The organism is Photobacterium sp. TY1-4 (genome assembly GCF_025398175.1).
GTDB lineage: Bacteria > Pseudomonadota > Gammaproteobacteria > Enterobacterales > Vibrionaceae > Photobacterium.
Window position 1 is genome coordinate 1,431,777 of record NZ_CP099734.1, and the last position, 26,930, is coordinate 1,458,706.

The window sequence follows — 26,930 nt, forward strand, 5'->3', positions numbered from 1 at the left end:
TAAATGCAGGCAAAAAAATGAGTATTCCTTTATACAATATTAAATCTACACTGGTCAGATGTGTTGTCTTTACTCAAAATCGAAAACTATTAAACAGATCACCTTTTTATTTTTACTGAAACTTTTTATTGCAATGGAATAATCAAAACAAATCAAAGTGAGTAAAAGTTGCCTATGATTTATTAGAGAATCAATAAAGAATAACCATGACTGGGATTATTCATCTGGCTGGCAAATCATCACATTTAACTGAGGGAATGTTATGTATGATTTTATTATTGTTGGCGCGGGGTCGGCCGGCTGTGTATTAGCGAACCGGTTGTCCGCCGATCCGTCGGTGAAAGTATGCCTGCTGGAAGCCGGACCGCAAGATGCCAGCCTGATGATCCGGGTGCCGCTTGGCATCATCGGCATGATGCATTCAAAAAAAATGAACTGGCGCTACTACACCGAGCCGGAACCCCATTTGGGAGGCCGTCGGCTGTTCTGGCCCAGGGGCAGAACGCTGGGAGGGAGTAGTGCATCGAATGCGATGTGCTATATTCGCGGTCATGCCTGCGACTACAACCAGTGGGCTGCGCTTGGGAACGAGGGCTGGGGCTATCAGGATGTGTTGCCCTATTTTAAAAAATCCCAGCATCAGCTTCGCGGGGAAGATGCTTATCACGGTGTTGATGGGCCGCTCCATGTGTCGGACCTGCGGGTCCATAACCCGCTGTCAGACGCCTTTATTGAAGCGGCAATGCAGGCCGGTCATCAACGGGCGCAGGACTTCAACGGCAGTGAACAGGAGGGCGTTGGTTATTACCAGGTGACCCAGAAAAATGGTGAACGGTGCAGCACGGCCGCCGGTTTTCTGCGATCGGCAGAGGCGCGGGACAACCTGACGGTGATCACGGACGCGTTGACGACGCGGGTATTGTTCGACGGCACCCGGGCCACCGGCGTGGAGTATCGCCGACATGGCCAGCTGAACACGGTGTCTTGTCGGGGCGAAGTGCTGCTCAGCGGCGGGGCTATTAACAGCCCGCAGCTGTTGCTGTTGTCCGGTGTCGGGGCTCAGGATCAGCTCAGTCGGCATGGGATTCCGCTGGTTTACCATCTGCCCGGTGTCGGGGAAAACCTGCAGGATCACCTGGATGTACTGGCCGTGACGCGCGAAAGAACCTTCTACTCGATTGGGTTTTCACCGGTGGCGTTGCTGCGCTCCGTGAAAGGTGTGTTTGATTACTTCCTGTATCGAAAAGGAAACTTCACGTCGAATATTGCGGAGGCCGGCGGCTTTGCCAAAAGCGCGCCTGAGCTTGCGGTGCCGGATATCCAGTTTCATTTTTCCCCCTGTTTTCTCGACAACCACGGCCTGAATCTGTGGCAGACGGTGCGTCACGGCTATTCACTCCATGCGTGCAATTTAAGGCCGAAAAGCCGTGGTCGGTTAACGCTCAGGGATGCCGACCCGACCACGGCGCCGGCTATTCGGGCCAATTACCTGGATGATCCGGAGGATATGGCGGTGATGATCAAAGCGCTGAAGTTGTCGCGGGACATTCTCAGGCAACCGGCATTTGCTCGCTATCGCGGGCAGGAGGTTTTTCCGGGGACTGAAGTACAAACGGATGCGGCATTGGAAGCCTTTATCCGCCGCAAGGCCGAGTCGATTTATCACCCGGTCGGGACCTGTAAAATGGGGCAAGATGAGATGGCGGTAGTTGATGCTGAACTCAGAGTTCGGGGCGTATCCGGATTACGGGTGGTTGATGCTTCGATCATGCCGACTTTAGTCGGTGGCAATACCAATGCGCCGACCATTATGATCGCGGAAAAAGCATCGGATATGATTTTGGCATCCTATTTAAAAAAGTCCGTTAATCATGAATTAGAAACGGTTGATATGATTTAATCGTCAAAAAGTTTCAGGCTATTTTGATGGCCTGACTCTATTTCTAAATCAATAAATAAAAGTTAGAGTGATTTTTCTAATTTTTATTTTTACAATAGAGCGGCGCGCTTCTCTTTTATTTTTATTCAAAATCAGTTGATGGTTATTCCCCAGCTTGATTCTCATATTTAATATTCGCCTGAATCCTGTTCGAGATTGACTTGATTTCTGATGTTGGCTCATAAATGATAGGAAGCGACGTTGGCAGCAGTAGGTTGGTGTATGATTTCGAAGAATAACCTGAGTCAAAGATTTCAGAGTGTGATGGATGAATTTTCGTCCAAAATGTCTGAGAACAAGCTGGCGGCGAAAGAGAAAATCGGCGACTTCATTGAATCGGGGTTACCGCCGGTACAGAGCGAGATGGTGATTGCGACGCTCAATGGGGCGATTGGCGATTATCTGGCACAACGGAACAGTCGTTTCCTGCAGCCGATGTTGCTGCGGGATCAGCATCAGACCCTGGTGTTGGAGCCGGGACAACTGCAGCAGCAACTGACACGTTGTTCTGAGCGAATCGTCGTCTGTGTCCACGGCTGGTGCATGAATGATGTGCAGTGGAAACGCAAAGCGCATGATCATGGCGAAAGCCTCAGACGATATGGCTATACCCCGATCTACCTGCGTTACAACACGGGTCTGCATATCTCGGAAAATGGGGAAAATTTCGCGCGGATGCTGGACGCGCTGGTGATGGCCTGGCCATGTCCGGTGAAAGAGCTGGTGATCATCGGCCATAGTATGGGGGGACTTGTGACCCGCAGCGCCTGCTATTATGCCGAGCAGCACCAATTGCCGTGGCTTTCGGTGCTGAACACCTTTATTACCCTCGGCTCTCCCCACAACGGTGCGCCTTTGGCCAAGCTGGCGTGCTGGATCGATGACCGAATCGCTGACAGCCCTTATCTTAAAATGCTGACCCGGTTGTCGGAGATCCGCAGTAGTGGCACCAAAGACTTAAGTCGGGGATATATTCGTCATACGGACTGGCAACCGCAGGCAGAGTTGGCGTTGCCACCCGAGCGTCCTGCCTTACCGCAAGGGGTTGCTTGCTATGCGATTGCCTCATGTTTGGGGCAAAACCTGGACGATGAAAAAAATCTCCGCCTGGGAGACGGCCTGGTCCCGGTTTCGAGTGCCCTGGGCGCTGCCAGCGAAGGGCTGTTAGCCCTTAATTATCCGCAGCCCCATCAATGGGTGGTCGGCGGGATCAATCATATCGATTTGCTCACCCACCCGCAGGTCGCCCATCAGGTCCATCAGTGGGTTTTGTTTAATACCGCCGATTAATATCTATTGCGGGCCAAGCCTTCTGGTCCCTCAGCAGGCTTGGCCCGCATCTTATCTTTCAGTTTGTTGACAGTTTCGTGAACTCTATATATGGCTATTGTTATATATAGTAACTCATATATACTGGCTCCAGCTGTTTATCGACTGAGTCCTTCATGAAAAAGAAAATCTTATTTCTTTGTACCGGCAACTCTGCCCGCTCTCAACTGGCGGAAGCGCTGATGCGCCATATGGCGGGTGAGCACTACCAGGTTATGAGTGCCGGCATGAAGCCGGAAACGGTGGATCCGCGGGTTTATCAGGTGCTGTCTGAGGCCGGGATCGATGCTGAAAATCTCCATAGCGTGTCTGCACAGGCATTGCAGGATCAACATTTTGATGTGGTCATCACCTTGTGTGACAGAGCCAGTAACGAATGTGCGCTGTTTTCGGATTCCGATGCGTTGATCCATTGGGATTTTAAAGATCCAAAACCGCTCGAAGGGCTGGCGCCGTTCCGGGAAACGCTGGAAGGACTGCGGGCGCGACTTGCCTTGTTTCTGATGCTCAATGGGGAACCGCAGCAGGATGTGATAGGCCCGGTTGAGTTGTTTAAAATTATGAGTGATCCGCTCCGGCTTCGGATTTTGATGCTGATCGAAGACGAACAGGCCCTGTCGGTCAGCGACCTGACCAAGGTGCTGGAAGTGAGTCAGCCGAAGGTCTCACGGCATTTGGCACTGCTCCGTGACGGTGGCGTGTTGCAGGATCAGCGTGAAGGGTTGTGGATTTTCTACCGACTGGCCGAGAATTTGCCGACCTGGATCCGGCATACACTGGCGACGGTCAGAAACGGTAATCCGAGCATGATCAATGCCGAAAAGCTAAAACTCTCAGCGCTGGCCGATCGTAAAAAACCAGGATACAGCCATAAAGATTCGACGCTGAATGCCTAGCGTTCGGCTTTCATTTATACCTTTCTGATGTTAACAGGAAAAACCATGTCGACTGTACACCCGTACTGGACCCTCCCGCTGGCGGGGAGTGGCCAATTGATTTTGACGCCTTGTCCCGGCACCAAAGAAACGCCGTTGAAAGCGGCCTTGCAGCAACTGAAAGATGCGGGTGCCACAGCGGTGCTGACCGCACTTGAACCCGGCGATTTAGCCGATGATGGCCTGACGGCGCTGGCTCAGGCGTGTGAGTCGCTGGGGCTGAAATGGTTCCATCTGCCGATTGAAGATGACTGCGCCCCGGGCGATGCGTTTGATGCCAATTGGCCGCAAGCCAATCGTGAAGCGCAGGCCATGCTGGATCAGGGCGAGTCATTGGCAATCCATTGTATGGGCGGCTCCGGTCGGACCGGGTTGATTGCGGCGCGGTTGATGCTGGCGCGTGGTGTGGCACTGGAGACGGCGATTACGCAAATTCAGGCGCTGCGCCCGGGGGCATTTACCCGTCAGGCTCACCTTGACTATATCCGGCAGTTTCAATAAACCCGAAGTTCGGGCAGTCAGAAACACCGTATAACAGAACTCTTATAAAACAACGTGATGAGTTGGCAACGCGAACCCCGTTTCGACGGGGTTTTTTTGTTGCTGGTGATTACGGTTAATTTATTTTCTGTCCCGGCTCTGACCGGGTTCATCATTTTGTCAGCCGATAACCATAGAATGCCCAGGATGAAAAAAAATGGGCTTTTATGAATTTTTTAAGAAAGGGCTAGCCAGACGTTCAGGATATGACTAGTATATTCGTTATTCCATATATATGGCTTTTCGGATATTTAATGGTGCGCTCGCACCGAGGAAATGAAGCATGGCGATTAAAGTAGGTATTAATGGGTTTGGCCGTATTGGTCGTTTGGCACTGCGCGCTGCCTTTGACTGGGCGGATATTGAATTTGTACAAATTAACGATGTCGCCGGGAATGCACAGACTTTAGGTCACCTGCTGGAGTTTGATTCTGTTCAGGGCCGCTGGCATCACGGAGTCGTCGCAGAAGACAATGCCATTGTGATTGGCGAGCATCGGATTCGCTGTACTCAGGAGCGCGATATTGATGCAGTTGACTGGTCAGGGTGTGACGTGGTGCTGGAAGCAACCGGGGTACATCGTAAAACTGAGCTGCTGCAAAAATATCTGGATCAGGGCGTCAAACGTGTGGTGGTCTCTGCGCCGGTGAAGGAAGAAGGCGTGTTGAACGTTGTGGTGGGCGTGAACGATCATCTGTTTGATGCTGAAAAACATCGTATTGTGACGGCGGCATCCTGCACCACCAACTGTATTGCTCCGGTGGTGAAAGTGATCCATGAAAAACTGGGGATTGAGCAATCGTCATTTACTACCATTCACGATTTGACCAACACTCAAACCATTCTGGACGCGCCGCATAAAGATCTGCGTCGTGCCCGTGCCTGTGGCATGAGCCTGATCCCGACCACCACGGGTTCGGCAACGGCCATTGTCGAAATTTTCCCGGAGCTGAAGGGCAAAATTAACGGCCACGCAGTTCGTGTGCCGCTGGCGAACGCATCCCTGACCGACATTATTTTTGACGTCAGCCGCGATACCACGGCCGAAGAAGTCAATGCACTACTGAAAGAAGCGGCGGAAGGTGAACTGGCCGGTGTTCTGGGCTTTGAAGAGCGCCCGTTGGTTTCTATTGATTACAAAGGCGATCAGCGCTCGACGGTGGTTGATGCGCTCTCGACCATGGTGGTGAACGATCGCATGGTCAAAGTGTACGCCTGGTACGATAACGAGATGGGTTATGCAACCCGCACGTCCGAGCTGATCCGTAAAGTCGGCCTGGCATAAAACCGGACTGAGCGACACCGCTGTAAGGGCAGTATTGAGCAGGCCACAGGACACGGGAAACCCCGCTGCTGTTGGCCTGCTTTTCCGCCGTAGTGCGAGTGCTGCGCAACTGACAAGAGAATTTTGCATGTTTGCTGCTTTTTCTAACTTATCGAAAGACGTGCGCCAATATATGTTGGTGACCTTTAACTACTGGAATTTTACGGTCACCGATGGGGCGCTGCGCATGCTGGTGGTGCTGCATTTTCACCAGCTGGGCTACACGCCACTGGAAATTGCATCGCTGTTTTTGTTTTATGAGTTTTTCGGTGTCGTCACGAATTTGGTGGGCGGCTGGCTGGGCGCCAAACTGGGCCTGAACCGAACCATGAATGTCGGGCTCGGTATGCAGGTGCTTGCCTTGGCGATGCTGGCCGTGCCATCGGCCTATTTGACTGTGCCTTGGGTGATGCTGGCACAGGCATTATCGGGCATTGCCAAAGATTTAAATAAGATGAGCGCCAAGAGTGCCATCAAAACTTTGGTGCCGGACGAGCGTCAGGGCGCCTTGTACAAATGGATCGCGATTCTGACCGGCTCGAAAAATGCGCTCAAAGGTGCGGGCTTTTTTCTCGGTGGCTTACTGCTGACCACCATTGGGTTTAAAGGTGCGGTGCTGGCGATGGCCGGTGTCCTGCTGGGCGTGCTGTGCCTGAGTTTGTCGGCTTTGGATAAGGAGATGGGCAAAGCCAAGCAGAAGGTGAAGTTTAGCCATATCTTCTCGAAAAGCAGCAGCGTGAATATTCTTTCGGCCGCCCGGATGTTTCTGTTCGGCGCGCGGGATGTTTGGTTTGTCGTTGCGCTGCCGATTTACCTGGGGCAGGTGTTTGGCTGGGAGCATAGTGCCGTCGGCGGCTTTCTTGCCTTATGGGTGATCGGATACGGCTTTGTTCAGGGTATCGCCCCGCGCATTACCGGGAAAAGCAAAGGCGTGGTGCCCGATGGCAAAGCTGCCATGGGCTGGGCCGGGCTGCTGGCGCTGATCACCGCCGCGGTTGCTTTCGGGGTCCAGTCCGGCTGGCAGCCGGGGTTGACGATTGTCGGTGGCTTGTTGGTGTTCGGGGCCGTTTTTGCCGTCAATTCATCCCTGCATTCCTATCTGATCGTCAGCTATGCCAAAGATGACGGCGTCTCTCTGGATGTTGGGTTCTACTATATGGCCAATGCGATGGGTCGCTTGATTGGAACCGTCCTTTCCGGTTGGCTGTATCAGGTCGCGGGACTGGCGACGTGTCTGTGGGTTTCATTTGCCTTTCTGGCCGTGACCACGCTGATTTCCCTCTGGCTACCGGCACACCCGAAAACACAAGTGGTAAACTAACCAGAGACAGCAGCCAGATTGGCTGCTGTCTCCTTTTCTGTCGTTATTCTATGCTTTGAAAGCATGAATCTCCTTGTAGCAACAGGGAGATGGCAAAATTTCGGGATATAGTGATACATATCAATATTTTGAAACTTTGATCTTCCTCCCATTCGACGCTCACTTTAATAAACCAGGTTCATCATGTAGAGTCTCACTCCGTTTTGCCTTTGATAACCCACAGACATGACCGGGTTACTGACCAAGTCTGACTATTGCTAAGCGAGTGATGAATACCACGATTGAAAATGCGCTCAAGCGCTTACATGGAAATCAACTGTTTGATGAAGCCACGCATCTGCTGTATGAGTTCTTATCGCCGAAGCACTGTTTTATTGGCTGTTTTGATGAGACAAGGCACTATGCTAGCACCTTGTCCTACCGGATCCAGGGTGAGTTGAGTGATCCGTTCACCTATCCACTGACGGGGACACCATGTCAGTTGGTACAGCATGGCAGTCAGGCTTGCAGTTATCCGGCGAACATCAAGGCGCTGTTTCCGAACGATATTGCGCTCCAGGCCATGGATGTCGAGGGTTACCTCGGGATCCCCGTTTTTACCGACAGCGACGAAGCCGTTGGCATCATTGTCTGCTTGTTTGATCGGCCGTACCAACACACGGAGGCCGCGCAACGGTGGTGCCAGGATTTGAGCTATCTGCTCGGAATTGAACTGAAATACACCCAGCTGTTGTCCAAACAGGAAAAATTGTTGTGGGAGCTCGAAGAGGGCCAACGAGTGGCGAAGGTCGGCAGTTGGTTCTGGGATCTGACCGCAGACACCATTTCCTGGAGCCGGGAAATCTACCGGATATACGGGATTGAAGATACCGGCCTTACGCCTTCGATTGATTTGCTCTCTGAATTCATTCATCCCGAAGATCGGGATTGGGTCTTAAACTCATTGCATGAGTCGATTGAATCCGATTCGGTCAGCTATAACCTGGTCCACCGCGCGCAACTGGCCGATGGATCGATCAAATATTTGCGCAAGCGCGCAGATGTGATCCGGGATAAACGGGGCAAGCCGCTGCTGATGCGGGGGACGGTACATGATGTCACCGATGTATACCAGATTTCGGCGAAGCTGACCAAAACATCTCACAAACTCAATACCACCTTTAACTCGGTTGAAGAGGGGATTTGGGAATATGATCTGCTCAGCGAGGAGTTTTTTACCTCGCCGAAGTTCTGGAATATCCTCGGTCGGGAAAAACCGCAAGACGGCAGTGATTTTGCGGAGTGGATTGAATGCATTCATCCGGAAGATCGCGCGGAAGGGTTGAGCTTTTTCCAGCGCTTTATTCAGCAGAATTTTACCAGCGTGTTCCAGTTTGAGTTTCGACTCAGTGAAAAACGTTTTCCGGAGCTGATCGAGGGCAACGAGCGCTGGCTGAAGCTCAAAGGGAGTGTCATTGCCAAGAATGACCAAGGTGAGCCGACCCGCATTGCCGGGATTCAGCGCGATATCACCAACACGGTGGAAGCGCGGCGCCAGTTGAATCGCGCTCAGGTGGTGTTTGACAATACCTCCGAATGCATCTTGATCACGGATCGCCATAACAAGATTATCTCGGTGAACCGGGCGTTTGAACAAACAACGGGCTACCGGGAAAAAGAGCTGCTGGGCCAGACTCCGAGTGTGCTTTCCTCGGGCCTGCATGAGAAAGAGTACTATCAGGATCTCTGGTACAGCCTGACCACGATGGGACACTGGAAAGGTGAGGTCTGGAACAAGCGCAAGAACGGTGAGATCTACCCGGAAGAGATGTCGATCAATGTGATCCGGGACAGCAATGATGAGGTTATTAATTATGTTGCCGTGTTCCGCGACATCAGTCATTGGAAGAAAGCGGAAGAGCAGCTGACCTTCTTCGCCTATTGCGATCCGCTGACTGGGTTAGTCAACCGCCGGAGCTTTGTGCACCGGGTCGAGAAAAAGATTAATTCGGTGAGCAAGAAAAGCCAGGTCTTTTCGCTGTTGTTCATCGATATGGATGATTTTAAATCGATTAACGATCTGTACGGCCATGATTTCGGGGACCGGGTGCTGACCCATATTGCCGAGCGCCTCAAGCAGCAGTTTACTGAGAACGATAATATTTGCCGCTATGGCGGTGATGAGTTTTGTGTGTTACTGCCCGACAGCGGGGCGAACGAAGCGAAAGAAATGGCCCATGCCGTGGTGGCGACAATTTCCAAGCCGCTGCTGATTGACGGTATCACCATCAATACGACGGTGAGTATCGGCGTTTCTACCTATCCCGATAGCGGCATGACGCATCATGCGTTGCTCAAGAATGCCGACTATGCCATGTACAACATGAAAGGGCGGGGGCGGAATGGCGTTTGCGAGTATGACGGCGATCTGCAGTCTGAGTATTTGCAGAAACTCCGGCTGCGGGATCGGTTGAAAAATGCCATCGCCGATGAAGCGCTGACGGTCTACTATCAGCCGATTGTGGATGCTCAGAGCGGCGATATTTCAAAGTTCGAAGCTCTGGTCCGTTGGTTTGACGATGTGGAAGGTTTTGTCTCCCCGGCGGTGTTTATCCCGCTGGCGGAAAAATACGGCTTGATTAAACAGCTGGGCTCATTTGTGCTGCACAAGGCCTGCCGCGATTTGAAAACGCTCCATGATGCCGGATTTGACTCGGTGAGCTTCTCAGTCAATCGCTCGGTGAAAGAGTTTATCAATAACGCGGAAGAAGAGCAGGTGTGGGAAGTGATCCAGCACTATGGCCTGCCGGATAACGCGATCATTATTGAAATTACTGAATCGATTGCGTCCAAAGAGAGCAGTGATATCCAGTGCCTGCTGAATCATTTCAAGCAGCGGGATATCAAAGTAGCGATGGATGATTTCGGTACCGGGTACTCGTCGCTTAGTGCGGTGGTTGAGCTCCGGCCGGATATTATCAAAATCGACCGTGAGTTTATCAAAGACATTGAGCAAAGCCCTGATAGCCAAACCCTCGTGTCGCTGATCATCGACCTCAGCAAAAAGCTCGGGATCCAGGTGGTGGCCGAAGGCGTTGAAACTCAGGAGCAACTGGCATTGTTACAGGACATGAGCTGTCAGTATGTTCAGGGATTCTATTTTAGTCAGGCGGTGCCGTTTGAACGCTGCTTCACATTGCTGCAACAGCAATGAGGCAGAGATTTTGTTACACTGCGTCAGCGAAACTGATGAGCAGGTTAAATTATGCAAAATGATGAAATCATGAACGGGGACATGCTGATCGAAACGATCGAAAATCAGCTGGCCGACGGCAACCCGATCAAAGTAAAAGAAACGCTGATGCGTCTAATGATGACCGGCACCCCGCGGGAAGAAGCCATTGAAATGATGGCGTGTGCGCTGTCTGTTGAAGTGTTTGATGTCGCCAAAAATGACGGCAGCTTTAACCTCAAGCGTTATGCTGAAAATCTCGACGCCCTCCCGGATATGCCTTGGGAGTTTGAGGATTAACATGCCCTAGCCAAGAAAGCCGCGAAAGCGGCTTTTTTTGTTCCCGAATTTCGCCATGCTCACGGTGCAGAATTTCACCACTCTTATTGAAAATCAGTATCTTAACGTCTCATCCCGATTTCATACCCATTGTAGTCAATAACGGCTCACCCTAGCTTGTTCAAACTCTCGATAACTGCGTTAGACATTTTGATTGTCGAATCACGCCTTATCGAACAATGCTGCCTTGTTCTCAAGCATTGTTCCTACACTATTGCTGCTCACTTACTGACTGTGATTGGTATCAACATCCCGGCCATGTTCATGTGCAGGATGATGCCTGCTCTGTATTTGAGCGCATTTTTTCTTGCGGCAGTTTTCTATGGCGCGACATGACCCCGGTGTTTAGCCCGCTGACGGAGGTACGTAGGAATGTTGCCTTTGTGTGATGAAATGTAATGGGCTTTAATCACAGCACTTTTACGTATTGAACCCGTAATCATGCTGAAGAAGTTAGAAATTCTGTATTTTATCCTGTTGTGATTGTGTTTTTTTGGCTTGATAGTCGGTTTTTGGCATTTTGTCCATAGAGGTTATTTCTATATATGCTACCCACTATAGGGATTATCACTGGATATGTAATAAATGATGGTCAGGTGGTCTAATTTGTGCTCAAAAACCCAATTTTTGTTGTGTGAGCCAAGTCAAAAACAGTTCATTGTGCCAGATTAGAAGAAAATCCTAGATGGATTTGTTGGAACCAGGTTAAAAAACGGTGACACATTCCAGTCTTTTTTCATTATTGTGTACATAACTTTTAAACAAGTCAGCAAGGATATAAAAATGATTATCGGTGTACCTAAAGAGATTAAAGTTCATGAATACCGTGTAGGTATGGTCCCTGCTTCTGTAAGCGAGGCTGTGGCGCATGGACATACTGTGTATGTTGAAACACAAGCGGGTACAGGTATCGGCTTCAGCGATCAGGACTACATTGATGCCGGTGCTCAAATTCTGCCAACAGCAGAAGCGGTTTTTGCCGAATCAGAAATGATTGTCAAAGTTAAGGAGCCGCAAGCTGTTGAGCGTGCGATGCTTCGTGAAGGTCAAATCCTGTTTACTTACCTGCACCTGGCCCCGGACCCAGCGCAGACCAAAGACCTGGTCAACAGCAAAGCTGTTTGTATTGCTTACGAAACAGTGACTGACGACAACGGCCGTCTGCCTCTGCTGGCGCCAATGTCTGAAGTTGCGGGCCGTATGTCTATCCAGGCTGGTGCTTTTGCGCTGGAGAAATCAAAAGGCGGTCGCGGTATGCTGCTTGCGGGCGTTCCTGGTGTTGAGCCTGCGAAAGTAGTGATCATCGGTGGTGGTGTTGTTGGTGCCAACGCAGCACAAATGGCTGTTGGCCTGCGTGCAGATGTGGTTGTTCTGGACCGTAGCATTGATGCACTGCGTAAGCTGGACGCTCAGTTTGACGGTAAAGTGAAGTGCGTTTACTCAACGAAAGATGCGATTGAGAAACACGTTCTGGAAGCTGACTTGGTGATTGGTGGTGTTCTGGTTCCTGGTGCCTCTGCACCGAAACTGGTGACTGCTGAGATGGTTAAGAACATGAAACCAGGCGCAGCCATTGTTGATGTGGCAATCGACCAAGGCGGTTGTGTTGAAACTTCTCACGCGACAACACACAGCGACCCAACTTACATTGTTGACGACGTTGTTCACTACTGCGTAGCGAACATGCCAGGTGCGGTTGCCCGTACTTCGACGTTTGCCCTGAACAACGTAACGCTGCCATACATCCTGAAACTGGCAAACAAAGGTTACAAAGCTGCACTGCAAGAAGACAAGCACCTGATGAACGGCCTGAACGTTTACCGCGGTCAAATCACTTGCGACGAAGTTGCAGAAGCACTGGACCTGCCATTCGTTTCAGCTGAAGAAGCACTGGCATAATAGCCATTTAGGTTAGTGTCGGAAAATCCCTGCCTTCGCGCAGGGATTTTTTTGCCTGAAATACCAATTGTAGTCAATCACTGGTCATCCTAACTTGTTAAAACGCCTGATAAATGCGTTAAAATTTTTGATTGTAAAATAACTACTTATCGAAGAATTCTGCCTTGTTCTCACGCGTTTTCCTACGCTATTTCTGATCCCTTACTTACTGTGATTGGTATAAGATCTGGCTGTGCGTCCTCCCCAATCTTTGCCCGATACCCGCATATAGCTTGTGAGAAAGGAGCAGGGAGAAAGGAAATGGTGGGTGTGGATCCTGCCGTAATTACAGTAAAGACGACTGCGCCATTGTGTCGCGGCATATCACTATCTCGGCTGATCACTGAAATTGCTGGTGATGAACTATCTTTTTACTCATTGACTATTCAGCGGCATTCTTAGGTGGAAATTTTTCAAGATCATCAATGATATTTGATGTTATCGGGATAGGACGTTCAATAGATAGTGTGTGAGGTGGGTGAATTATGTTTTAGATATAAATGTCTGGAAATGAATTCACTTATCAGTGGCTCGGTTGAAAGTCAGTCTGAATTAAATCGATAAAAAAGGTATGACATCTGCGTCATACCTTTGCTGTGAAGCGAATGAAATAAATGATTGTTGTTCTTATTCAATTACGTGAATGACCGGCTGACTCAGGCGTGCGCATAAATGACGCTGCCGCCTTTGATGGTATCAATAATCTGACGCGATAATCCGCTCGGCAATGCCGGGCAGCCCCAGCTCCGTCCCAGATAGCCATGATGCTTGATGAAAGACTCCGTGGCGTATTTGGCGCCATGAACCACAATGTAACGGCGCCGGGCGTTGTCGTTGATGCCGCGGGTCAGGCCGTCCAGTTTCAGGGAGTAGCCATTGCCACCGTAGTAGGTGGTGTCAGTCAGAAAGGTACCCAGCGAGGTTTGCCGGGAGTTGACCCGGTTGGAGAAACGGGTCGCTTTGCGTCCACCGCTGTTCACGCCATGGGAGACATAAGTGCGATAGATCAGCTTGTTGCGATTCAAATCAATGACAAAAAAGCGTTTTTCTGTGGATGGTTTGCTGTAGTCAATGATGGTCAGAATTTGTTTTTTCCTGCCCGATGCCTGGTAATACGCGTTATACCCTTCTTTAAATACTTGATAATCAACCACACCTTTGAGATTTGCTTCCTGATAGACATGGTTGATGATCGATTCCGGTGTTTGGTTATTACTGTATGTGTTGCCGTGAATTTTACTGGCAAAAGTGGTGATCGGTAGAAATAAAAAAATCAGAACGAACAGGTTAATCGCTTTTTTCATGGTCCTTGTTAAACACTCTATTGTTCGACTTATGGTTAATATGGCGAGACTTTACCATAAAACTGGCACAAGTTTAGTCAGATGTGTTGTATCCGAAGGGGGGTGCAGGCATAAAAAAGTCCTGTTAATTGGAGGAATGAAGTGGGAAATTCTCTGAATAACATTCAGTTAGAACATGAATTTTTTATTATTAACAACCCGGCGGCAGAAGAATCCTAAACGCTGAAAATCTGAAATGGCCTGTAATGATATTTTTATAAATACTTGTTTATAGGATGCAAATATTGATGACGGATTTATTAACTATGAATTCTTGGTCATTGAACTGTTTGTGCATTTTTTGAGCGCAATATCGCATTTTATCTTGCGATAAAAGCGTCAAAAAGCTGCTGATTTTTTGTTCGTGGTGTGTCGATAATTTGACGATCTGTCTGGAGTGGTTGTTTATCGCTCGATGGGGTGGAAAAAAGCGCGGGCAGTTTCCCGCGCTTGAGGGGCTCAGGAACCGTCCCTTATAAGGTACAGACTTCTTTCCAGGTGTTGTCACTGCCCGGAATGGAGTTGGACCACCAAATGGCTTCGTAGATCACACCGTTATAGATGATCTTATCCCCTTGGTTGGCATGGCTCGGGTTTCCGGCCCAATCGGCTTGTGGCCAGTTCGGGTAGGTGTTGATCCCTGTGGCAACACATTCGCCCGGCGTACCGCCCCCGTTACCGGTGCTGATATCACCCAGCGGCAGATCCGGTTGCTCGAACTTGAACGCATAGTCTTTCCCATTCACATTGACGCTGTAGTTTGCCGGTCCGGAAATCGGCAGATAGTAGACCATATCCAGCTCGTAAGTACCGCCAGCAGGCAGCTCTTTCCAGCCTGGCAGGGTGAAGGCGACGCGATGCATCGGTCCGTCCAGCCCGCCAATGTTGTTGGCGCGGGTATGGCCGGAAGCAATCACCTTGAGACCGCCGCCGGACTGATCTTTGGCGTTATCGGGGGCAGAAACCGGAATGTCAAACTGGAATTCCGTGCCGCCCGGCAGCGCCTGTCCGGTGTTGTTGGTGAAAGTGATCTTCGGATTGATTGGGTAGTTCTGATCGCCGACCTTGAAACCGCTGATAGCAATGGTGATATCCAGTGCTTCGGTCGGGATGGCACCGGTCGCAATGCTATTGCCGTAAGGCGTTGCAGCCTTGAACTTGTTATAGATGGTTTGGGTCATGGTGTTCCCCATGTGATATTCCCCATTGCCGGTCTTACAAGCATTTTCGGTCAGATCCACCGCGCCCCGGTTGCCGTTGGCATCAAGGGTGTAGCAGTTGTAGTCTCCGGCCAGCTCCCAGAACATGATCCCGCCAATTCCTTTGTCGATGACGTAGTCTGCTTTGACATTGATCGACTGCTCATCTTCGGTGGACAGGAAGACTTTCTTCTCCGGGTTCCACAACCAAGGGGCGACTGCAACGCTGTCATAGTGACGGGTGTAGGTGCCGACCAGCGGGTCGGTGGTCGGGTTCAGGCCATATGCCGCAGTGTAAGAGCCGTAGACTCCTTGAGCCAGGTTCAGCGCATGCCACATCGGGTTCGAGCCAGCGCCCATTTCATCCCCGGCGGCATTTTGATCGTGCCAGAGGTTATCCAGTCCGATGGCACCGTGGCCGCAGTTATTTTTCTCGCCTTCACCGGTGCCCGGCGCACACTGGGTTTGATCCGGCAGGGCTGCGCGTCCCCAAAGACCGTTTTCACCCCCGGTGACCCCTTGCCAGCCTCGGGTGTAATAAGGCACGCCGATATTGATCCGGCCGGCCGGCATGGAGCCGCGGAAGTAATGGTAGGCCCAGTCGGTGTTGAGGTAGCCGATGCCGCCGTATGCGGCGGTGTCGTACACGTTCCACATGGCCAGCTCTGAATCTTTTCCGGTATCGTATAGCGCGGCATTATGGCCGACATGATCGTTCCAGGCGCCATGGAGGTCATACGACATGATGTTGACGTAATCCAGATATGGAGTAACCGCCATGGTTTCCATCCCTCGCAGCAGGTAGCCGGAGGACGGCGCGGCAATCGTGAGCATGTAGTGCGTGCCGTCGGCGGCACTGGCGCGGTCGAGTTTCTCGCGCAGTACGCGCATCAGCTCATGGTAGGACTTCATCAGGTGCGGGCGGCGAGGCTCTGCGAATGCGGAGTCGTCCGGATTTCCGGCGCCGGACATGCTGGTCGGATATTCATAGTCGATATCCAGACCGTCAAACTTGTACTGGCGCATCATAGCGACGGCGGAATCAGCAAAGGTCTCGATACCGGCGTGGTTGATACTGCCGTCGGCATTCGTGGTCATGGTGTAGAAGCCGCCGTCGGCGACGCGTTGGCCATCAGCACCGAAGTGGCCGCCGGTTTCAGCCCAGCCCCCGATTGAGATCAGCGTTTTGACCCCGTGTTTGGCTTTGGCGGTGGCAAGTGCCCCGAAATGACCTTTGAAGCCCAGGGCCGGATCAATTTCGACGCCATCCCACGTCAGGCCGACAGCCGGGTTGGTCGGGTCGTTGACATTGCCGATATTGACCTTGCCGTCGGAGCCGATGCTGACGAAAGCATAGTTAATATGGGTCAGCTGCTCCCAGGGGATGTCGTTGACCAGATAGGAGGTTTGCGGATCGTTGCCCGCCCGCCAGCTGGTGAAGTAGCCAATGACCCGACGTGGGTGATCCGCGCCCATCAGTTCACGGCCTTCGGCATCGTAGACCGTACAGTATGGAACATTCACCCCTAGGGTCTGGTAGAGGCCGTCAGGGCGGCAGTTGTTGACGGCGGCGCCGGTAACGGTGAGTTGCACTGCGGCAGAGTCTGTGGAAGCGCCCAGGTTATCGGTCGCGCGGGCGACAACGGCCAGCGCTCCCGGCTGCGTGGCGGTATAGCTGAGGGTATAAGGGGCGGACGCCACGGTGCCGATCAGGTTGCCGGCGACCAAGAAATCAACTTTATCGACGCTGCCGTCGCTGTCGGCTGCCTGGGCCGTCAGGGTGACGGTGGTACCCACTTCAACCGTTGCTACGGACAGTGCGACATCCACGGTTGGCGCAACATTACCGGTGTCCGGCTGCTGTACGGTTATGGCCAGCGTGGATTCCGAAACCGCCCCGAGATTGTCAAACGCCTTGGCGGTAATGGTATGGTTGCCGGCGGTTGCGGTCCAGGCGGTGGTGTAGGGTGCATTTTGGACCGTCGCGAGCAGGGTTTGGCCGAGGTAAAACTCAACCTGGGCGATGGTCCCGTCGCTATCGCTGGCATCGGCGGCGATCGTGATTTGATCGCCCGCGGTGAGCGGGCCGCCGGCCGGGGAGGTCAGTGACACTGTTGGTGCGACGTTTCCGGTTGTCGCACAGTCATCGATAAAGCGCCACTCCTGACTCGGACCTGAGTGGGTTGCCGGGTTGTTCCCCTGGCTCCACCATTTGGCTTCGTAAACTTTATTTCCTTCCTGAACTTGTGCACCGCCGGAGTAGGCCGCGCTGCTGTTCCAGGCTTCGATCGATGTGCAGTCCATTGCGGCCTGGGCATTGAAGGCCAGCAGGCACGAAACCGTGAGGGCGCTGAGTCTGAAACTGGTCTTCAGGACAGCTCCCTGTTTTGAGTGAGTCATTGTTTCATCCTTAAGTCGTTGTTTATTATTGGTCAAAAAATCGATTACGGCATGTTCTTGCTTTATGTTTGCCGTGAAAGAACTATAGGAAACTTGCCAAAATTGAAGCGACTTGTTGTGATGATTTACACGATGACTCGCAAAAATAGGTGAATGGTTAATCTGTTTTTGCGCTTAATTTGCCCAAGAAATCAAATTAAGAGGGAAACGAGGTCAGGCAGGGCGGAAAGCAGCCGGCTCCAGGAATGAATCTGAAAGAGCAGACTGCTGATCGAGCGGTTGTTACTGGGTTGGTGCTTGCTGGTTAATCTGGGCTTTGAAGCGCTCACGGGTGGCGGCATCGGCTTGTTCGTACCAGTAGAACAGCATGTTCTCAGCCACATTCTGGCCCTTCTCAGGCGTTGCCGTGTTCGCGGTTGTTGGCGCTGCGACCAGTTGCGGTGCTGGTGTGACGGCCAGTGATGCCAGCGCGGCCGGGGCATTGGTCAGGTTATAGGCCTGGATTTCTTTTTCGTAATCGCGGCCAAATTGCATGCCATGCTTCACCAGCTTGTCCTGGGCAAATGAAACCGACTGAGCCTGAGGGTCGGTGAGGTTGAGGGTTGGAGTGTTATCGAACCGGCTTACTTCCCGGGCCGTCCGGAGCTTCGGCAATGCCAGTTGGTAAGTCGTATCCTGACCGGCAAATTTGATGATGATGACTTCGGATTTATAGAGTTTGTAATCCCCGTTTTCACGGTAGTTGTCCTGATAGCGGAAAGCAATCTGGTGTTCACCGTTGTGCAGAGTGAGCGTCTCATTGCCCGTTGCTTCCTTGCCGTTGACCAATACCAGTTCGCTGCTGTATGGCAGTTCGACTTTCACCTCGGCGAGGGCGGCAGTGCTCAGGCCACAGGCCGCAAGCGCAAGTAGGGCTGTATGAAGTTTCATGTCTGTTCCTTGATAATTCTAATATTCCGGCAGTGTCGCGCTAAGGCGCTGAATATAACCTGAATAGGCTGGTCTGTGCGACAGAGAATAATGTATAACTATGAAGATGTTAAATGGAGAGTACACTTTATATGGATATGACGCTGCTTCAGGTGCTGCTGTTGCTGGGTACGGGGTTTCTGGCCGGAATTATTAATACGCTGGCCGGAGGCGGGTCGAACCTGACGCTACCGGCGCTGATGGTCATGGGGATACCGGCCGAAGTGGCCAATGCCACCAATCGGGTTGGCGTGCTGATCCAAGGTATTACTGCGGTGTCGGGTTTTCGTCAGCACGGCAAACTGGAGACCGATGACACCGTGCCGATCCTGATCCCGACCGTGATTGGCGGTTTGCTCGGTGCGGCCGGGGCTGCTTACGCGCCTTCGGCCTGGGTGAAACCGCTGTTGCTGGGGACCATGCTGACGATGGCGTTGGTAATTTTACTGCGTCCGTCGATTGTCGCGCCGGAGCCCGGTACGCCGACGCGGAAAGTCCGGCAAACACCGAGTGCCTGGCTCGGACTTGGGCTGGCCGGCTTCTATGGCGGCTTTGTTCAGGCCGGGGTGGGTTTTGTGTTACTGGCGGCACTGGCCGGGACGCTGCGCTACGACTTGGTGCGGGCCAACGCACTCAAAATGTTCTGTACCGTAGTGTTTACCCTGGTCGCGTTGGTGTTGTTTATTGTTGAAGATCTGGTGTTGTGGGGACCGGGGCTCATTCTGGCATTCGGCACCATGTTTGGTGCGCATCTGGCGGTAAAAATGGCCATTAAGGCCAAACCGGAAACCCTGAAATGGTTTTTGTTTGTGATGACGTTGTGCGGCTGTATTGCGGCGATGCTGACTGATTAATGGTGTATGCGCCAAGACGGTGTATGAGAATCAAGAGGGCGTTTGCGGTATCAAGTACAACAACGAAGGAGAGGTGATCCGGCCGAACTGGCGTCGGCCGGATCCTGCCCGATTATTTCACGTAGCAGGCGAAGCCTTTGAGGTAAAACCCTTCCGGATACGCACTATCAAGCGGGTGATCAGCCGCCTGACTGAATCGCTCGATGAACTGTACCTCACGCTGGGCATCTAGTGCCGCATCGGCAATGATCTTCTGGAACAACTGGTTGTCCATCAGCCCGGAGCATGAGTAGGTCAGTAGCGTGCCGCCCGGTTTCAGGATCTGCATTGCCAGCATATTGATGTCTTTGTAGCCGCGGCATGCGCCGTTCAGCTGTGACTTGGATTCGGCGAATTTCGGCGGATCCATGATCACGACATCAAACTGCTCCCCGCGGTCGCGGTATTCACGCAGCAGCTTGAACACATCAGCGTTGAGGAATTCGGCATGCTCCAGCGGCAGAGCGTTGATTTCGGCATTGTGTCGTGCGGTATCGAGCGCCGGCTGTGATACATCGACATTGACCACCTGGCTGGCACCGCCTTTGAGGGCGTACAGGCCAAAGCCACCGGTGTAGCAGAAACAGTTCAGGACACGTTTGCCGTTGACATATTTCACTGCGCCCTGGCGGCTGTCACGCTGGTCGAGATAGAAGCCGGTCTTATGGCCGCCGACGATATCGACGTTGATTTTGACGCCGTTTTCTTCAATGGTGACGAATTTCGGCGGTGTTTCACCGGACAGGACACCGGTGCGCTGCTTCAGGCCTTCTTTCTTCCGCACCGAAACGTCTGAACGTTCGTACACGCTACACTCGGGGTAGCAGCGATTCAGCGCTTCAACCAAAGTCTCTTTTTGTGCTTCGGCGCCGGCACTGAGCAGCTGGCAGACCAGGAAATTCTGGTAGCGATCAATGGTGATCCCCGGCAAGCCGTCAGACTCGGCCGCAATCATGCGATAACCGGTCAGGCCGTCACGCTCAGCCAGAATATCGCGCAGGCCCTGGGCTGTATTGAGTCGGTTGATAAAGAAGTTGACGTCAATGGATTCATCTCGTTCAAAGGTCCATACCCGCACTCGGATCTGAGATTGCGGTGAGTAGGCGCCCCGTGCCAGCCATTCCCCTTTGTGGTCGTAAATCTCAACGGTTTCACCCAGCGAAGGCTGACCTTCGACCCGTTGAATACCGCGAGAGAAAACCCAAGGATGGCGGCGGCGCAGTGATTTTTCCCGGCCTTTGACCAGATAGATTGAAGCTGTCATGACATGCCCAAATATGGAATTCAGAATGGTCGCGTATTATGTTGTCAGGGCTGCGGAAAAGCAAATTTATCTGGTCACGGAAACCGTCGGGCAGTGCAGAGAAAGCAAGGCGTATCCCGGATACGCCCGCTCAGGCCGAAAGGCCGATTCAGATTAGGCTTTGAGCCCGCTCATCAAAGATTCCAGAACTTCGGCCTGCTGGTTCAGGCGCTCAATATCATTGGCCGATTCAGTGATCGCTAGGCAGATTTGACTCGACTGCGAGCGAACCTGCTCAACACTGCTGGCAATGTTGTCAGCCACGGCACCTTGTTGCTCTGCAGCGGCTGCGATTTCCGTGCTGCGATCAGAAATATGCTGATTGCGCTCGGTGATCTGGGTGATGTCGCTATCTACCCCGTTCATTAATTGTTCGCTGCTGCCGGCATTGTCGACCGTACTCTTCATCACGTGCATCAACTGTCGGCTGTTTTGCTGCAGGGACTCGATCATCTGCTGGATTTCAACGGTGGCTTTTTGCGTCCGGCCGGCCAGGGTGCGCACTTCGTCGGCAACGACTGCAAACCCTCGGCCTTGCTCACCCGCCCGGGCGGCTTCAATCGCGGCATTCAGCGCCAGCAGGTTGGTTTGCTCCGAAATTCCGTTAATGGTGGTGACGACATCATCAATTTTCGCGGCATTGCTATCCAGCGCAGCGACGGCATCGGCGGCCTGGGCAATTTCCGCACTCAGCACAGCAATGGCGGCGCGGGTTTGGTCAACCTGGGCTCGTCCTTGCTGTGACACTTGCTGAGCTTCGCGTGTCTGCTCCGATGTTTCGTGGGCATGGGTAGCAACTTCCCGAATGGAGGTGGCCATTTCTTCCGTCGCACTGGCCAGGGAATCGAGGTGTTGCTGTTGCTCGGAAGAGAGGGATTCACTCTGGTGGCTGCGCTGGCGCAGGCTGCTGCTGATTTGCTGCATCAGGGCAATCGCTTCCTGGGTTGCCTTGACCAGCTGTTGTTCACGCTCACTGACGCGGTCAATGGTAATGGCGAGCAGACTAAACTCATCCCGGACCTTGAAGAAGTTCAAACGGCTGGTCAAATCACCGTCCGCGAGCGCTTGAAGGGCCTTGTGGGTGGTGAACATCGCGCCGCCGATAAAGGTCATAATGTAGTACACCGTCGCCAGAACAAACAACAGGATGGCCACGATGGCACTGATCTCCAGCGGGGTCAGAAAGCCCAGCACACCGCCGTTTTCCACAGCCATGATGTTGTAGTGCATGCCCGGAACTGCCGCCGAGAGCTCGCCACTGCCGACCTGGAAACCCGACGGTGTAATGATTCGGGCCGCATCTGCTTGTGTGACCTGGTATTCAGCCAGCAGATTGGCGGTGGCTGACAGTTGATGAGTTGTAAATTCAAGGCGTTGCTCATCGGCCGCATCGACTAAAATGGCACTGATACTCAATATTGCGATGAGGGGCAACATAAAGAGTAAATAGAACTTTTCCTGAATTGTGATATGAATGAGATACTTATCGATCCATCGAAAGGCAACTTCTTTCATGAGGGCATCCTGTGAGATCCGCGGAGATGCGGCTTTACTGATAAATTACTTTATATTATCGGTTTTTTTTGTGAAATATTGAGGTGATGTATGTCACAAACTTGTGTAAAGGTCATGATTAAAGGCATGGTTCAAGGAGTAGGGTTTCGATTTCATACGGCGCACGAAGGGTTGAAGTTCGGGTTAACCGGGTATGCGAAGAATTTACCTGATGGCAGTGTCGAGGTGCTGGCTTGCGGTGAAGAAGCGAAGGTCAACCAGCTCGTGCAATGGTTGCAGCAAGGTCCGAGAGCTTCCCGGGTTGATCAGGTGGAGACCGAGGAACTGGCTTGGCGCCATGTCGATGGCTTTGAAATTATGTAACGGCCCGGGAGCAATCGCCGCCGGGCCGGGGATGACACTAACTTGTGCGGGTCAGAGTCGGTTAGATACATTTGACCGGTTTTGGGAGCCCGGCTAGCTTGGTGGCTTGCTTTGCCGGCCCTTTCGGGAACAGTTTATACAGGTAGCGGGAGTTCCCTTTCTCTTCCCCGTACTTTTTTGCCATCGCTTTAACCAACATCCGGATCGCGGGTGAGGTTTTAAACTCCAGATAAAATTCACGCACAAAATGCACCACTTCCCAGTGTGCTTCACTCAGGGTGATCCCTTCGTCATCGGCCAGCAATGGAACCAGGGCTTCAGACCAGTCGTCCACGTTTTTCAGGTAGCCCTGGGCATCGGTTTCGATATGTTTGCCTTCAAATTCAAGCATGATAAGCCTCGATCGGTTGAACGGGGCAAGCATAGTGATTCAGTGGGCTGGCTGCAAGTAAAAGTGTAAGAGGGACGCGGCGGATGGTGAGGGAGACTGCAAGAAAAAAAGCGCCTCGAAAGGCGCTTTATCCAAAGGTTTATCCCTTTAGTCGATGAGGATTAGTCATCGCTGCCCATGATGCCCAGGATTTGCAGCAGGCTCAGGAACAGGTTGTAGATTGAGACATACAGCGTCACCGTGGCAGAAATGTAGTTGGTTTCACCGCCACGAACAATGCTCTGTGTGGTCAGCAGGATGGCTGCTGATGAGAACAGCACGAACATACCGCTGATCGCCAGCGACAGCATTGGCATCTGCAGGAAGATATTGGCAACCATCGCGACCAGAATCGCAACGAAGCCTGCCATCAACATACCGCCCAGGAAGGACAGGTCACGCTTGGTGGTCAGGGCATAAGCAGAACATGCCATGAAGGTCAGGGCTGTACCGCCCAGTGCCGGAACGATGGCATGGCCCATGCCCGCACCGATATACATGTTCAGGATCGGGCCGAGGGTGTAACCCATAAAGCCGGTCAGGGCGAAGGTGAATACCAGTCCCAGGCTGCTGTCACGGTTCTTCTCTGTCAGGAACATCAGACCGTAGAAGCCAACCAGGGTCAGGATCAGGCCCGGATGTGGTAGGTTCATGGCCATGGCTGCGCCGGCAATCACGGCAGACCACACCAGCGTCAGTGAAAGCAGGAAATAAGTGTTACGAAGTACTTTGTTGGTTGACAGTACGCTTTCGTATGTTGAGCTACGATTGACAATACGATCGTTCATAAATAGTCCCCTCAGGGTTCGTGATAGTTTAGCTGTTAAGACATATATTGGGGTATTCACTTATAAATGCAAGTCAGCAAAGTCTGATGAACCACTGACAACCGCCTTAATGTCTCCGGTAAAGTGCTCCTTCCGATAATACTTAACAATTCATCAGCTTTGCTGTCAAAGTTGTAAGTTTATGTTTCAGGCACCGGGATGTCGTGTCAGAAAATTGTCTCGCCGGACAAGAGAGCAGGCATCTGGGCGGGCTGGCGTGTCGATTGGGTTCGTTGTTGAGGTGTGCAGTGACAGGCGCGCCGGGCGTTCGATGGGAACGCCAGACGCGCGGGTATCAGCTCGCAGGCTGAACGGTGTATCGGTTTAACGGATAGGCGGCGCGTACTGGATGCCGCCATCCCGCCACAGGGCATTATAGCCGCGGCGAACCTTCAGCTCGGAGCTCATGCCGATGGTACGCTCAAAGCTCTCACTGTAGTTCCCGACTTGTTTGATGATCTGGAAGCTCCAGTCATCCGCCAGCCCCAGCCCTTTGCCTTTCGGGCCGTCCAGGCCGATTAAGCGGCTAATATCCGGGTCGTTGGAGTTCTTCATGTCATCAACACTGATGGAGGACACCCCGAGATCTTCGGCGTGCAGCATGGTAAACAGGGTCCATTTGACAATGTCAAACCACTGTTGATCGCCATGCCGAACCGCCGGGCCGAGTGGCTCTTTGGAGATCAGCTCCGGTAACACCACCACGGCGTCCGGATCATCCATCCCGAGGCGGTGTGCATACAGGGCCGACTGATCCGTAGTCATTACCTCACACTTGCCGGTTTTGAAGCCGTTGATGGTCTCTTCTTCGGTGTCGAATATCACCGGGGTGTATTTCATTTCACGGAACTTAAAGTAATCGGCCAAATTCAGCTCGGTGGTCGTGCCAGACTGAACACAGACCGATTTTCCGTCCAGCTCCATGGCATTGGTCACCCCGAGGTTTTTGTTGACCATAAAGCCCTGGCCGTCATAGTAGTTAATGCCGGTGAAGGTGACGCCGAGGGTGGTATCACGATGCAAGGTCCAGGTTGTGTTGCGGACCAGCAGGTCGACTTCACCATTTTGCAGGGCGGAAAAGCGCTCTGTGGTCGTCAGCGGAATGTATTTCACCTTGGTTTTGTCGCCCAGGGTCGCTGCGGCGACTGCCTGACAGAACTCGACATCCAGTCCTTCCCATTCTCCCTTGTCATTCGGAGCGGAGAAACCTTTTAAACCGGTACTGACCCCGCATTTGATGTAACCCAGTTTTTTCACATTGTCGAGCGTCGAAGTGCCGTTACTACTGCCGGATGCACCGGCCAGCTGTTTTTCTAAGCTGGCAATTTTCTGCTCCAGTGCCTGGGTATCGGCCGAGCCGTTGCTAGCGGCGGTTGGCGGGGCGGACTCGGAATCTGCAAGTTGTTGCTCAAGCGTCTGGATCTTTGCTTCCAGCGATTTGATCAGCTCTTTGTCTTGTGCATTGCTGTTGTCACAGCCAGAGAGGGTTATTGCGAGGGTCGATATGGCCAGAGAATACCTTATTATTTGCTTCATAGTCTTATCCCGTCGATCCAAATAGGGGGCGTTCAACAAGGGGTCGTGGTTGCGAAAAACACGGATGCAATAAATCTATGTTATTTGTATCAATATTCAGTATAGGAATAGATGGTGATTCTTCTAGTGCTCGATTTGATTCATGGCTCAAGATTGATGCACTGGGGAGGCGGCAAGGACAAAGAAGGTGACCGCAGATGTTAATCTGCGGCCCCGACACAGGTGGTGTAGAGTAATGCCAGCGGGCGGTATTCGTCGCCCCGACCACTGCGCAGGTTGAGGGTTTTGATTTCACCGGAATAGAAGCTGAGGGTACTACTCCAGTAGTTGGCTTGGATCGGCCATTGCAGACGCAACAGATGATGCTGCCCATATGTGTGAAGGGCGGTCAGTTCTTCCACCGTCGGCAAGCGAAGCCCGAAACGTCGGCACCAGTTTTCCGCGGTTTGATAGTTTACTTTCGACCAGAAGTGCCCATTTTCCTTATTCATCATCGGCGGCAGTGCCTGCTCCGAGCTGATATTCATCGGCTGGTGGTAGTTGAGCCGCTCGTACGTGAATGCATAGACTGCAGCGCCCATGACGACGCGATTGTCGATCAGGGTTTCCTTTTTCGCGGCTGTTGATTTTGTTAACTTGGTAGATGGTGCCGTCAGCGTGGTTTGAGACGGCGCCACAGGCTGCTTCGATGATGCAAACGGCATGACGTTTGTCAAGGTGACCGGGGCCCGGGTTTGGCGGATGAAGGTCTCGGTTTGTTGACGTGCCGCGAGATTCTTCTTGGCTTCTACGGCCTGCGGCCAGGTCTGGAACGGACCGACTAAGCAGCGAACATTTCCACGATCGGGGACCAAAAAGAAGTGGTTGGGATACAGATCCCGAAGGGCTGCGGTCATCGCCCGGTTCGGGAGCGATTTGCCATAGTGGCATTGTAGCCAAAAACTATGATTGGTTGGCTGACCGGTTTTTCCCCATAAGCCGGTCCCGATATCACAACTGGCATTCAGGTATTGCCATCCTTGCTCTGCTTTCTCAACCTGGCAGCGGCTCGTCGCTGAAGGTGAGGCAGCGTTAACCGGATGCGAAAAGGGGAGACTCGCAAACAGGATCCAGTAAATAAAAATACGCAGATGTTGCTTGTTCATGGGACTGATAACTCAATGGGGGTATTCGCTAGCCAATATGACCATAAAAATCTCACAAATGTATGAAAAATTAAATAAAAGAATCTCAAGAGCGTGGGCTTCCCGTGAAATTTTCGCCTGTGGAATGTTGC

The 26,930-nt window shown here is 52.2% G+C and carries 20 protein-coding genes; 11 read left to right on the plus strand and 9 right to left on the minus strand.

Translation table 11 applies throughout. The features are described 5' to 3' along the window. Nucleotides 1-262 precede the first annotated feature (262 nt). The 9 genes from NH461_RS06795 (at nucleotide 263) to ald (ending at nucleotide 12,837) form a co-directional block, all read left to right on the plus strand. On the plus strand, nucleotides 263-1,900 hold the full coding sequence (locus NH461_RS06795) for a GMC family oxidoreductase (protein ID WP_261602479.1): 1,638 nt from the start codon (nucleotides 263-265) through the stop codon (nucleotides 1,898-1,900). A gap of 303 nt (nucleotides 1,901-2,203) precedes the next feature. Beyond that, nucleotides 2,204-3,229 (plus strand): alpha/beta hydrolase, encoded by a 1,026-nt coding sequence (locus NH461_RS06800; protein WP_261602852.1) that lies wholly within the window; start codon nucleotides 2,204-2,206, stop codon nucleotides 3,227-3,229. 155 nt (nucleotides 3,230-3,384) lie between these two features. Then, the gene (locus NH461_RS06805; protein WP_261602480.1) at nucleotides 3,385-4,164 is read left to right on the plus strand and encodes a metalloregulator ArsR/SmtB family transcription factor; all 780 of its coding nucleotides are present in this window, start codon (nucleotides 3,385-3,387) and stop codon (nucleotides 4,162-4,164) included. Between the two features lie 45 nt (nucleotides 4,165-4,209). Further along, nucleotides 4,210-4,704 carry a cyclin-dependent kinase inhibitor 3 family protein gene (locus tag NH461_RS06810; protein ID WP_261602481.1) on the plus strand — a complete coding sequence of 165 codons (495 nt, stop codon included), beginning with the start codon at nucleotides 4,210-4,212 and terminating at the stop codon, nucleotides 4,702-4,704. 322 nt (nucleotides 4,705-5,026) lie between these two features. After that, nucleotides 5,027-6,028 (plus strand): ArsJ-associated glyceraldehyde-3-phosphate dehydrogenase, encoded by a 1,002-nt coding sequence (locus NH461_RS06815; RefSeq protein WP_261602482.1) that lies wholly within the window; start codon nucleotides 5,027-5,029, stop codon nucleotides 6,026-6,028. A gap of 127 nt (nucleotides 6,029-6,155) precedes the next feature. Further along, nucleotides 6,156-7,388 carry an organoarsenical effux MFS transporter ArsJ gene (gene arsJ, locus NH461_RS06820; protein ID WP_261602483.1) on the plus strand — a complete coding sequence of 411 codons (1,233 nt, stop codon included), beginning with the start codon at nucleotides 6,156-6,158 and terminating at the stop codon, nucleotides 7,386-7,388. A 268-nt stretch (nucleotides 7,389-7,656) separates the two neighbouring features. Further along, nucleotides 7,657-10,581, plus strand: coding sequence for an EAL domain-containing protein (locus NH461_RS06825; RefSeq protein ID WP_261602484.1), 2,925 nt, complete (start codon nucleotides 7,657-7,659; stop codon nucleotides 10,579-10,581). Nucleotides 10,582-10,632: 51 nt separating this feature from the next. Then, a complete protein-coding gene (locus tag NH461_RS06830) occupies nucleotides 10,633-10,899 on the plus strand; it encodes a hypothetical protein (RefSeq protein ID WP_261602485.1) in 267 nt (88 codons plus the stop codon). A gap of 822 nt (nucleotides 10,900-11,721) precedes the next feature. Further along, nucleotides 11,722-12,837, plus strand: coding sequence for an alanine dehydrogenase (gene ald, locus NH461_RS06835; protein WP_261602486.1), 1,116 nt, complete (start codon nucleotides 11,722-11,724; stop codon nucleotides 12,835-12,837). A 695-nt stretch (nucleotides 12,838-13,532) separates the two neighbouring features. Here the strand turns inward: ald and NH461_RS06840 are convergent. The 3 genes from NH461_RS06840 to NH461_RS06850 all read right to left on the minus strand — a co-directional run bounded on the left by NH461_RS06840 (nucleotide 13,533) and on the right by NH461_RS06850 (nucleotide 18,748). Continuing rightward, nucleotides 13,533-14,180, minus strand: coding sequence for a murein L,D-transpeptidase catalytic domain family protein (locus NH461_RS06840; protein ID WP_261602487.1), 648 nt, complete (start codon nucleotides 14,178-14,180; stop codon nucleotides 13,533-13,535). 512 nt (nucleotides 14,181-14,692) lie between these two features. Continuing rightward, on the minus strand, nucleotides 14,693-17,818 hold the full coding sequence (locus NH461_RS06845; protein ID WP_261602488.1) for a chitinase C-terminal domain-containing protein: 3,126 nt from the start codon (nucleotides 17,816-17,818) through the stop codon (nucleotides 14,693-14,695). Between the two features lie 282 nt (nucleotides 17,819-18,100). After that, nucleotides 18,101-18,748: a DUF2057 domain-containing protein gene (locus tag NH461_RS06850; RefSeq protein WP_261602489.1), complete on the minus strand. Its 648-nt coding sequence runs from the start codon at nucleotides 18,746-18,748 to the stop codon at nucleotides 18,101-18,103. 131 nt (nucleotides 18,749-18,879) lie between these two features. Here NH461_RS06850 and NH461_RS06855 point away from each other — a divergent pair, with 131 nt between their 5' ends. Further along, complete coding sequence (locus tag NH461_RS06855) at nucleotides 18,880-19,641, plus strand: sulfite exporter TauE/SafE family protein (protein WP_261602853.1); 762 nt, start codon at nucleotides 18,880-18,882, stop codon at nucleotides 19,639-19,641. 112 nt (nucleotides 19,642-19,753) lie between these two features. Here NH461_RS06855 and NH461_RS06860 read toward each other — a convergent pair whose 3' ends face one another. Together NH461_RS06860 and NH461_RS06865 are read right to left on the minus strand one after the other, a co-directional pair. Beyond that, nucleotides 19,754-20,944: a class I SAM-dependent methyltransferase gene (locus NH461_RS06860; RefSeq protein ID WP_261602490.1), complete on the minus strand. Its 1,191-nt coding sequence runs from the start codon at nucleotides 20,942-20,944 to the stop codon at nucleotides 19,754-19,756. A 153-nt stretch (nucleotides 20,945-21,097) separates the two neighbouring features. Continuing rightward, nucleotides 21,098-22,498, minus strand: a complete 1,401-nt coding sequence (locus NH461_RS06865) for a methyl-accepting chemotaxis protein (protein WP_261602491.1) — start codon at nucleotides 22,496-22,498, stop codon at nucleotides 21,098-21,100. Nucleotides 22,499-22,588: 90 nt separating this feature from the next. Between NH461_RS06865 and yccX the strand changes: the two genes are divergently transcribed. After that, nucleotides 22,589-22,861, plus strand: coding sequence for an acylphosphatase (gene yccX, locus NH461_RS06870; RefSeq protein ID WP_261602492.1), 273 nt, complete (start codon nucleotides 22,589-22,591; stop codon nucleotides 22,859-22,861). A gap of 61 nt (nucleotides 22,862-22,922) precedes the next feature. On the opposite strand, the gene tusE is transcribed toward yccX, so the two are convergent. From tusE to NH461_RS06890, 4 genes are all read right to left on the minus strand, one after another. Beyond that, on the minus strand, nucleotides 22,923-23,252 hold the full coding sequence (tusE, locus tag NH461_RS06875; RefSeq protein ID WP_261602493.1) for a sulfurtransferase TusE: 330 nt from the start codon (nucleotides 23,250-23,252) through the stop codon (nucleotides 22,923-22,925). 161 nt (nucleotides 23,253-23,413) lie between these two features. Next, entirely contained in the window at nucleotides 23,414-24,079 is a 666-nt protein-coding gene (locus NH461_RS06880; protein WP_261602494.1) for a Bax inhibitor-1/YccA family protein, read from the minus strand. 363 nt (nucleotides 24,080-24,442) lie between these two features. After that, nucleotides 24,443-25,654, minus strand: a complete 1,212-nt coding sequence (locus NH461_RS06885) for a transporter substrate-binding domain-containing protein (protein ID WP_261602495.1) — start codon at nucleotides 25,652-25,654, stop codon at nucleotides 24,443-24,445. Nucleotides 25,655-25,854: 200 nt separating this feature from the next. Further along, nucleotides 25,855-26,799, minus strand: coding sequence for an SPOR domain-containing protein (locus NH461_RS06890; RefSeq protein ID WP_261602496.1), 945 nt, complete (start codon nucleotides 26,797-26,799; stop codon nucleotides 25,855-25,857). Between the last annotated feature and the right edge of the window lie 131 nt (nucleotides 26,800-26,930).

What these genes read in the sequence shown, in the direction of transcription:
- NH461_RS06795 (WP_261602479.1), top strand. Translation starts at nt 263, where the DNA reads ATGTATGATTTTATTATTGTTGGCGCGGGGTCGGCCGGCTGTGTATTA.
- NH461_RS06800 (WP_261602852.1), top strand. Translation starts at nt 2,204, where the DNA reads ATGGATGAATTTTCGTCCAAAATGTCTGAGAACAAGCTGGCGGCGAAA.
- NH461_RS06805 (WP_261602480.1), top strand. Translation starts at nt 3,385, where the DNA reads ATGAAAAAGAAAATCTTATTTCTTTGTACCGGCAACTCTGCCCGCTCT.
- NH461_RS06810 (WP_261602481.1), top strand. Translation starts at nt 4,210, where the DNA reads ATGTCGACTGTACACCCGTACTGGACCCTCCCGCTGGCGGGGAGTGGC.
- NH461_RS06815 (WP_261602482.1), top strand. Translation starts at nt 5,027, where the DNA reads ATGGCGATTAAAGTAGGTATTAATGGGTTTGGCCGTATTGGTCGTTTG.
- arsJ (WP_261602483.1), top strand. Translation starts at nt 6,156, where the DNA reads ATGTTTGCTGCTTTTTCTAACTTATCGAAAGACGTGCGCCAATATATG.
- NH461_RS06825 (WP_261602484.1), top strand. Translation starts at nt 7,657, where the DNA reads ATGAATACCACGATTGAAAATGCGCTCAAGCGCTTACATGGAAATCAA.
- NH461_RS06830 (WP_261602485.1), top strand. Translation starts at nt 10,633, where the DNA reads ATGCAAAATGATGAAATCATGAACGGGGACATGCTGATCGAAACGATC.
- ald (WP_261602486.1), top strand. Translation starts at nt 11,722, where the DNA reads ATGATTATCGGTGTACCTAAAGAGATTAAAGTTCATGAATACCGTGTA.
- NH461_RS06840 (WP_261602487.1), bottom strand. Translation starts at nt 14,180, where the DNA reads ATGAAAAAAGCGATTAACCTGTTCGTTCTGATTTTTTTATTTCTACCG.
- NH461_RS06845 (WP_261602488.1), bottom strand. Translation starts at nt 17,818, where the DNA reads ATGACTCACTCAAAACAGGGAGCTGTCCTGAAGACCAGTTTCAGACTC.
- NH461_RS06850 (WP_261602489.1), bottom strand. Translation starts at nt 18,748, where the DNA reads ATGAAACTTCATACAGCCCTACTTGCGCTTGCGGCCTGTGGCCTGAGC.
- NH461_RS06855 (WP_261602853.1), top strand. Translation starts at nt 18,880, where the DNA reads ATGGATATGACGCTGCTTCAGGTGCTGCTGTTGCTGGGTACGGGGTTT.
- NH461_RS06860 (WP_261602490.1), bottom strand. Translation starts at nt 20,944, where the DNA reads ATGACAGCTTCAATCTATCTGGTCAAAGGCCGGGAAAAATCACTGCGC.
- NH461_RS06865 (WP_261602491.1), bottom strand. Translation starts at nt 22,498, where the DNA reads ATGAAAGAAGTTGCCTTTCGATGGATCGATAAGTATCTCATTCATATC.
- yccX (WP_261602492.1), top strand. Translation starts at nt 22,589, where the DNA reads ATGTCACAAACTTGTGTAAAGGTCATGATTAAAGGCATGGTTCAAGGA.
- tusE (WP_261602493.1), bottom strand. Translation starts at nt 23,252, where the DNA reads ATGCTTGAATTTGAAGGCAAACATATCGAAACCGATGCCCAGGGCTAC.
- NH461_RS06880 (WP_261602494.1), bottom strand. Translation starts at nt 24,079, where the DNA reads ATGAACGATCGTATTGTCAATCGTAGCTCAACATACGAAAGCGTACTG.
- NH461_RS06885 (WP_261602495.1), bottom strand. Translation starts at nt 25,654, where the DNA reads ATGAAGCAAATAATAAGGTATTCTCTGGCCATATCGACCCTCGCAATA.
- NH461_RS06890 (WP_261602496.1), bottom strand. Translation starts at nt 26,799, where the DNA reads ATGAACAAGCAACATCTGCGTATTTTTATTTACTGGATCCTGTTTGCG.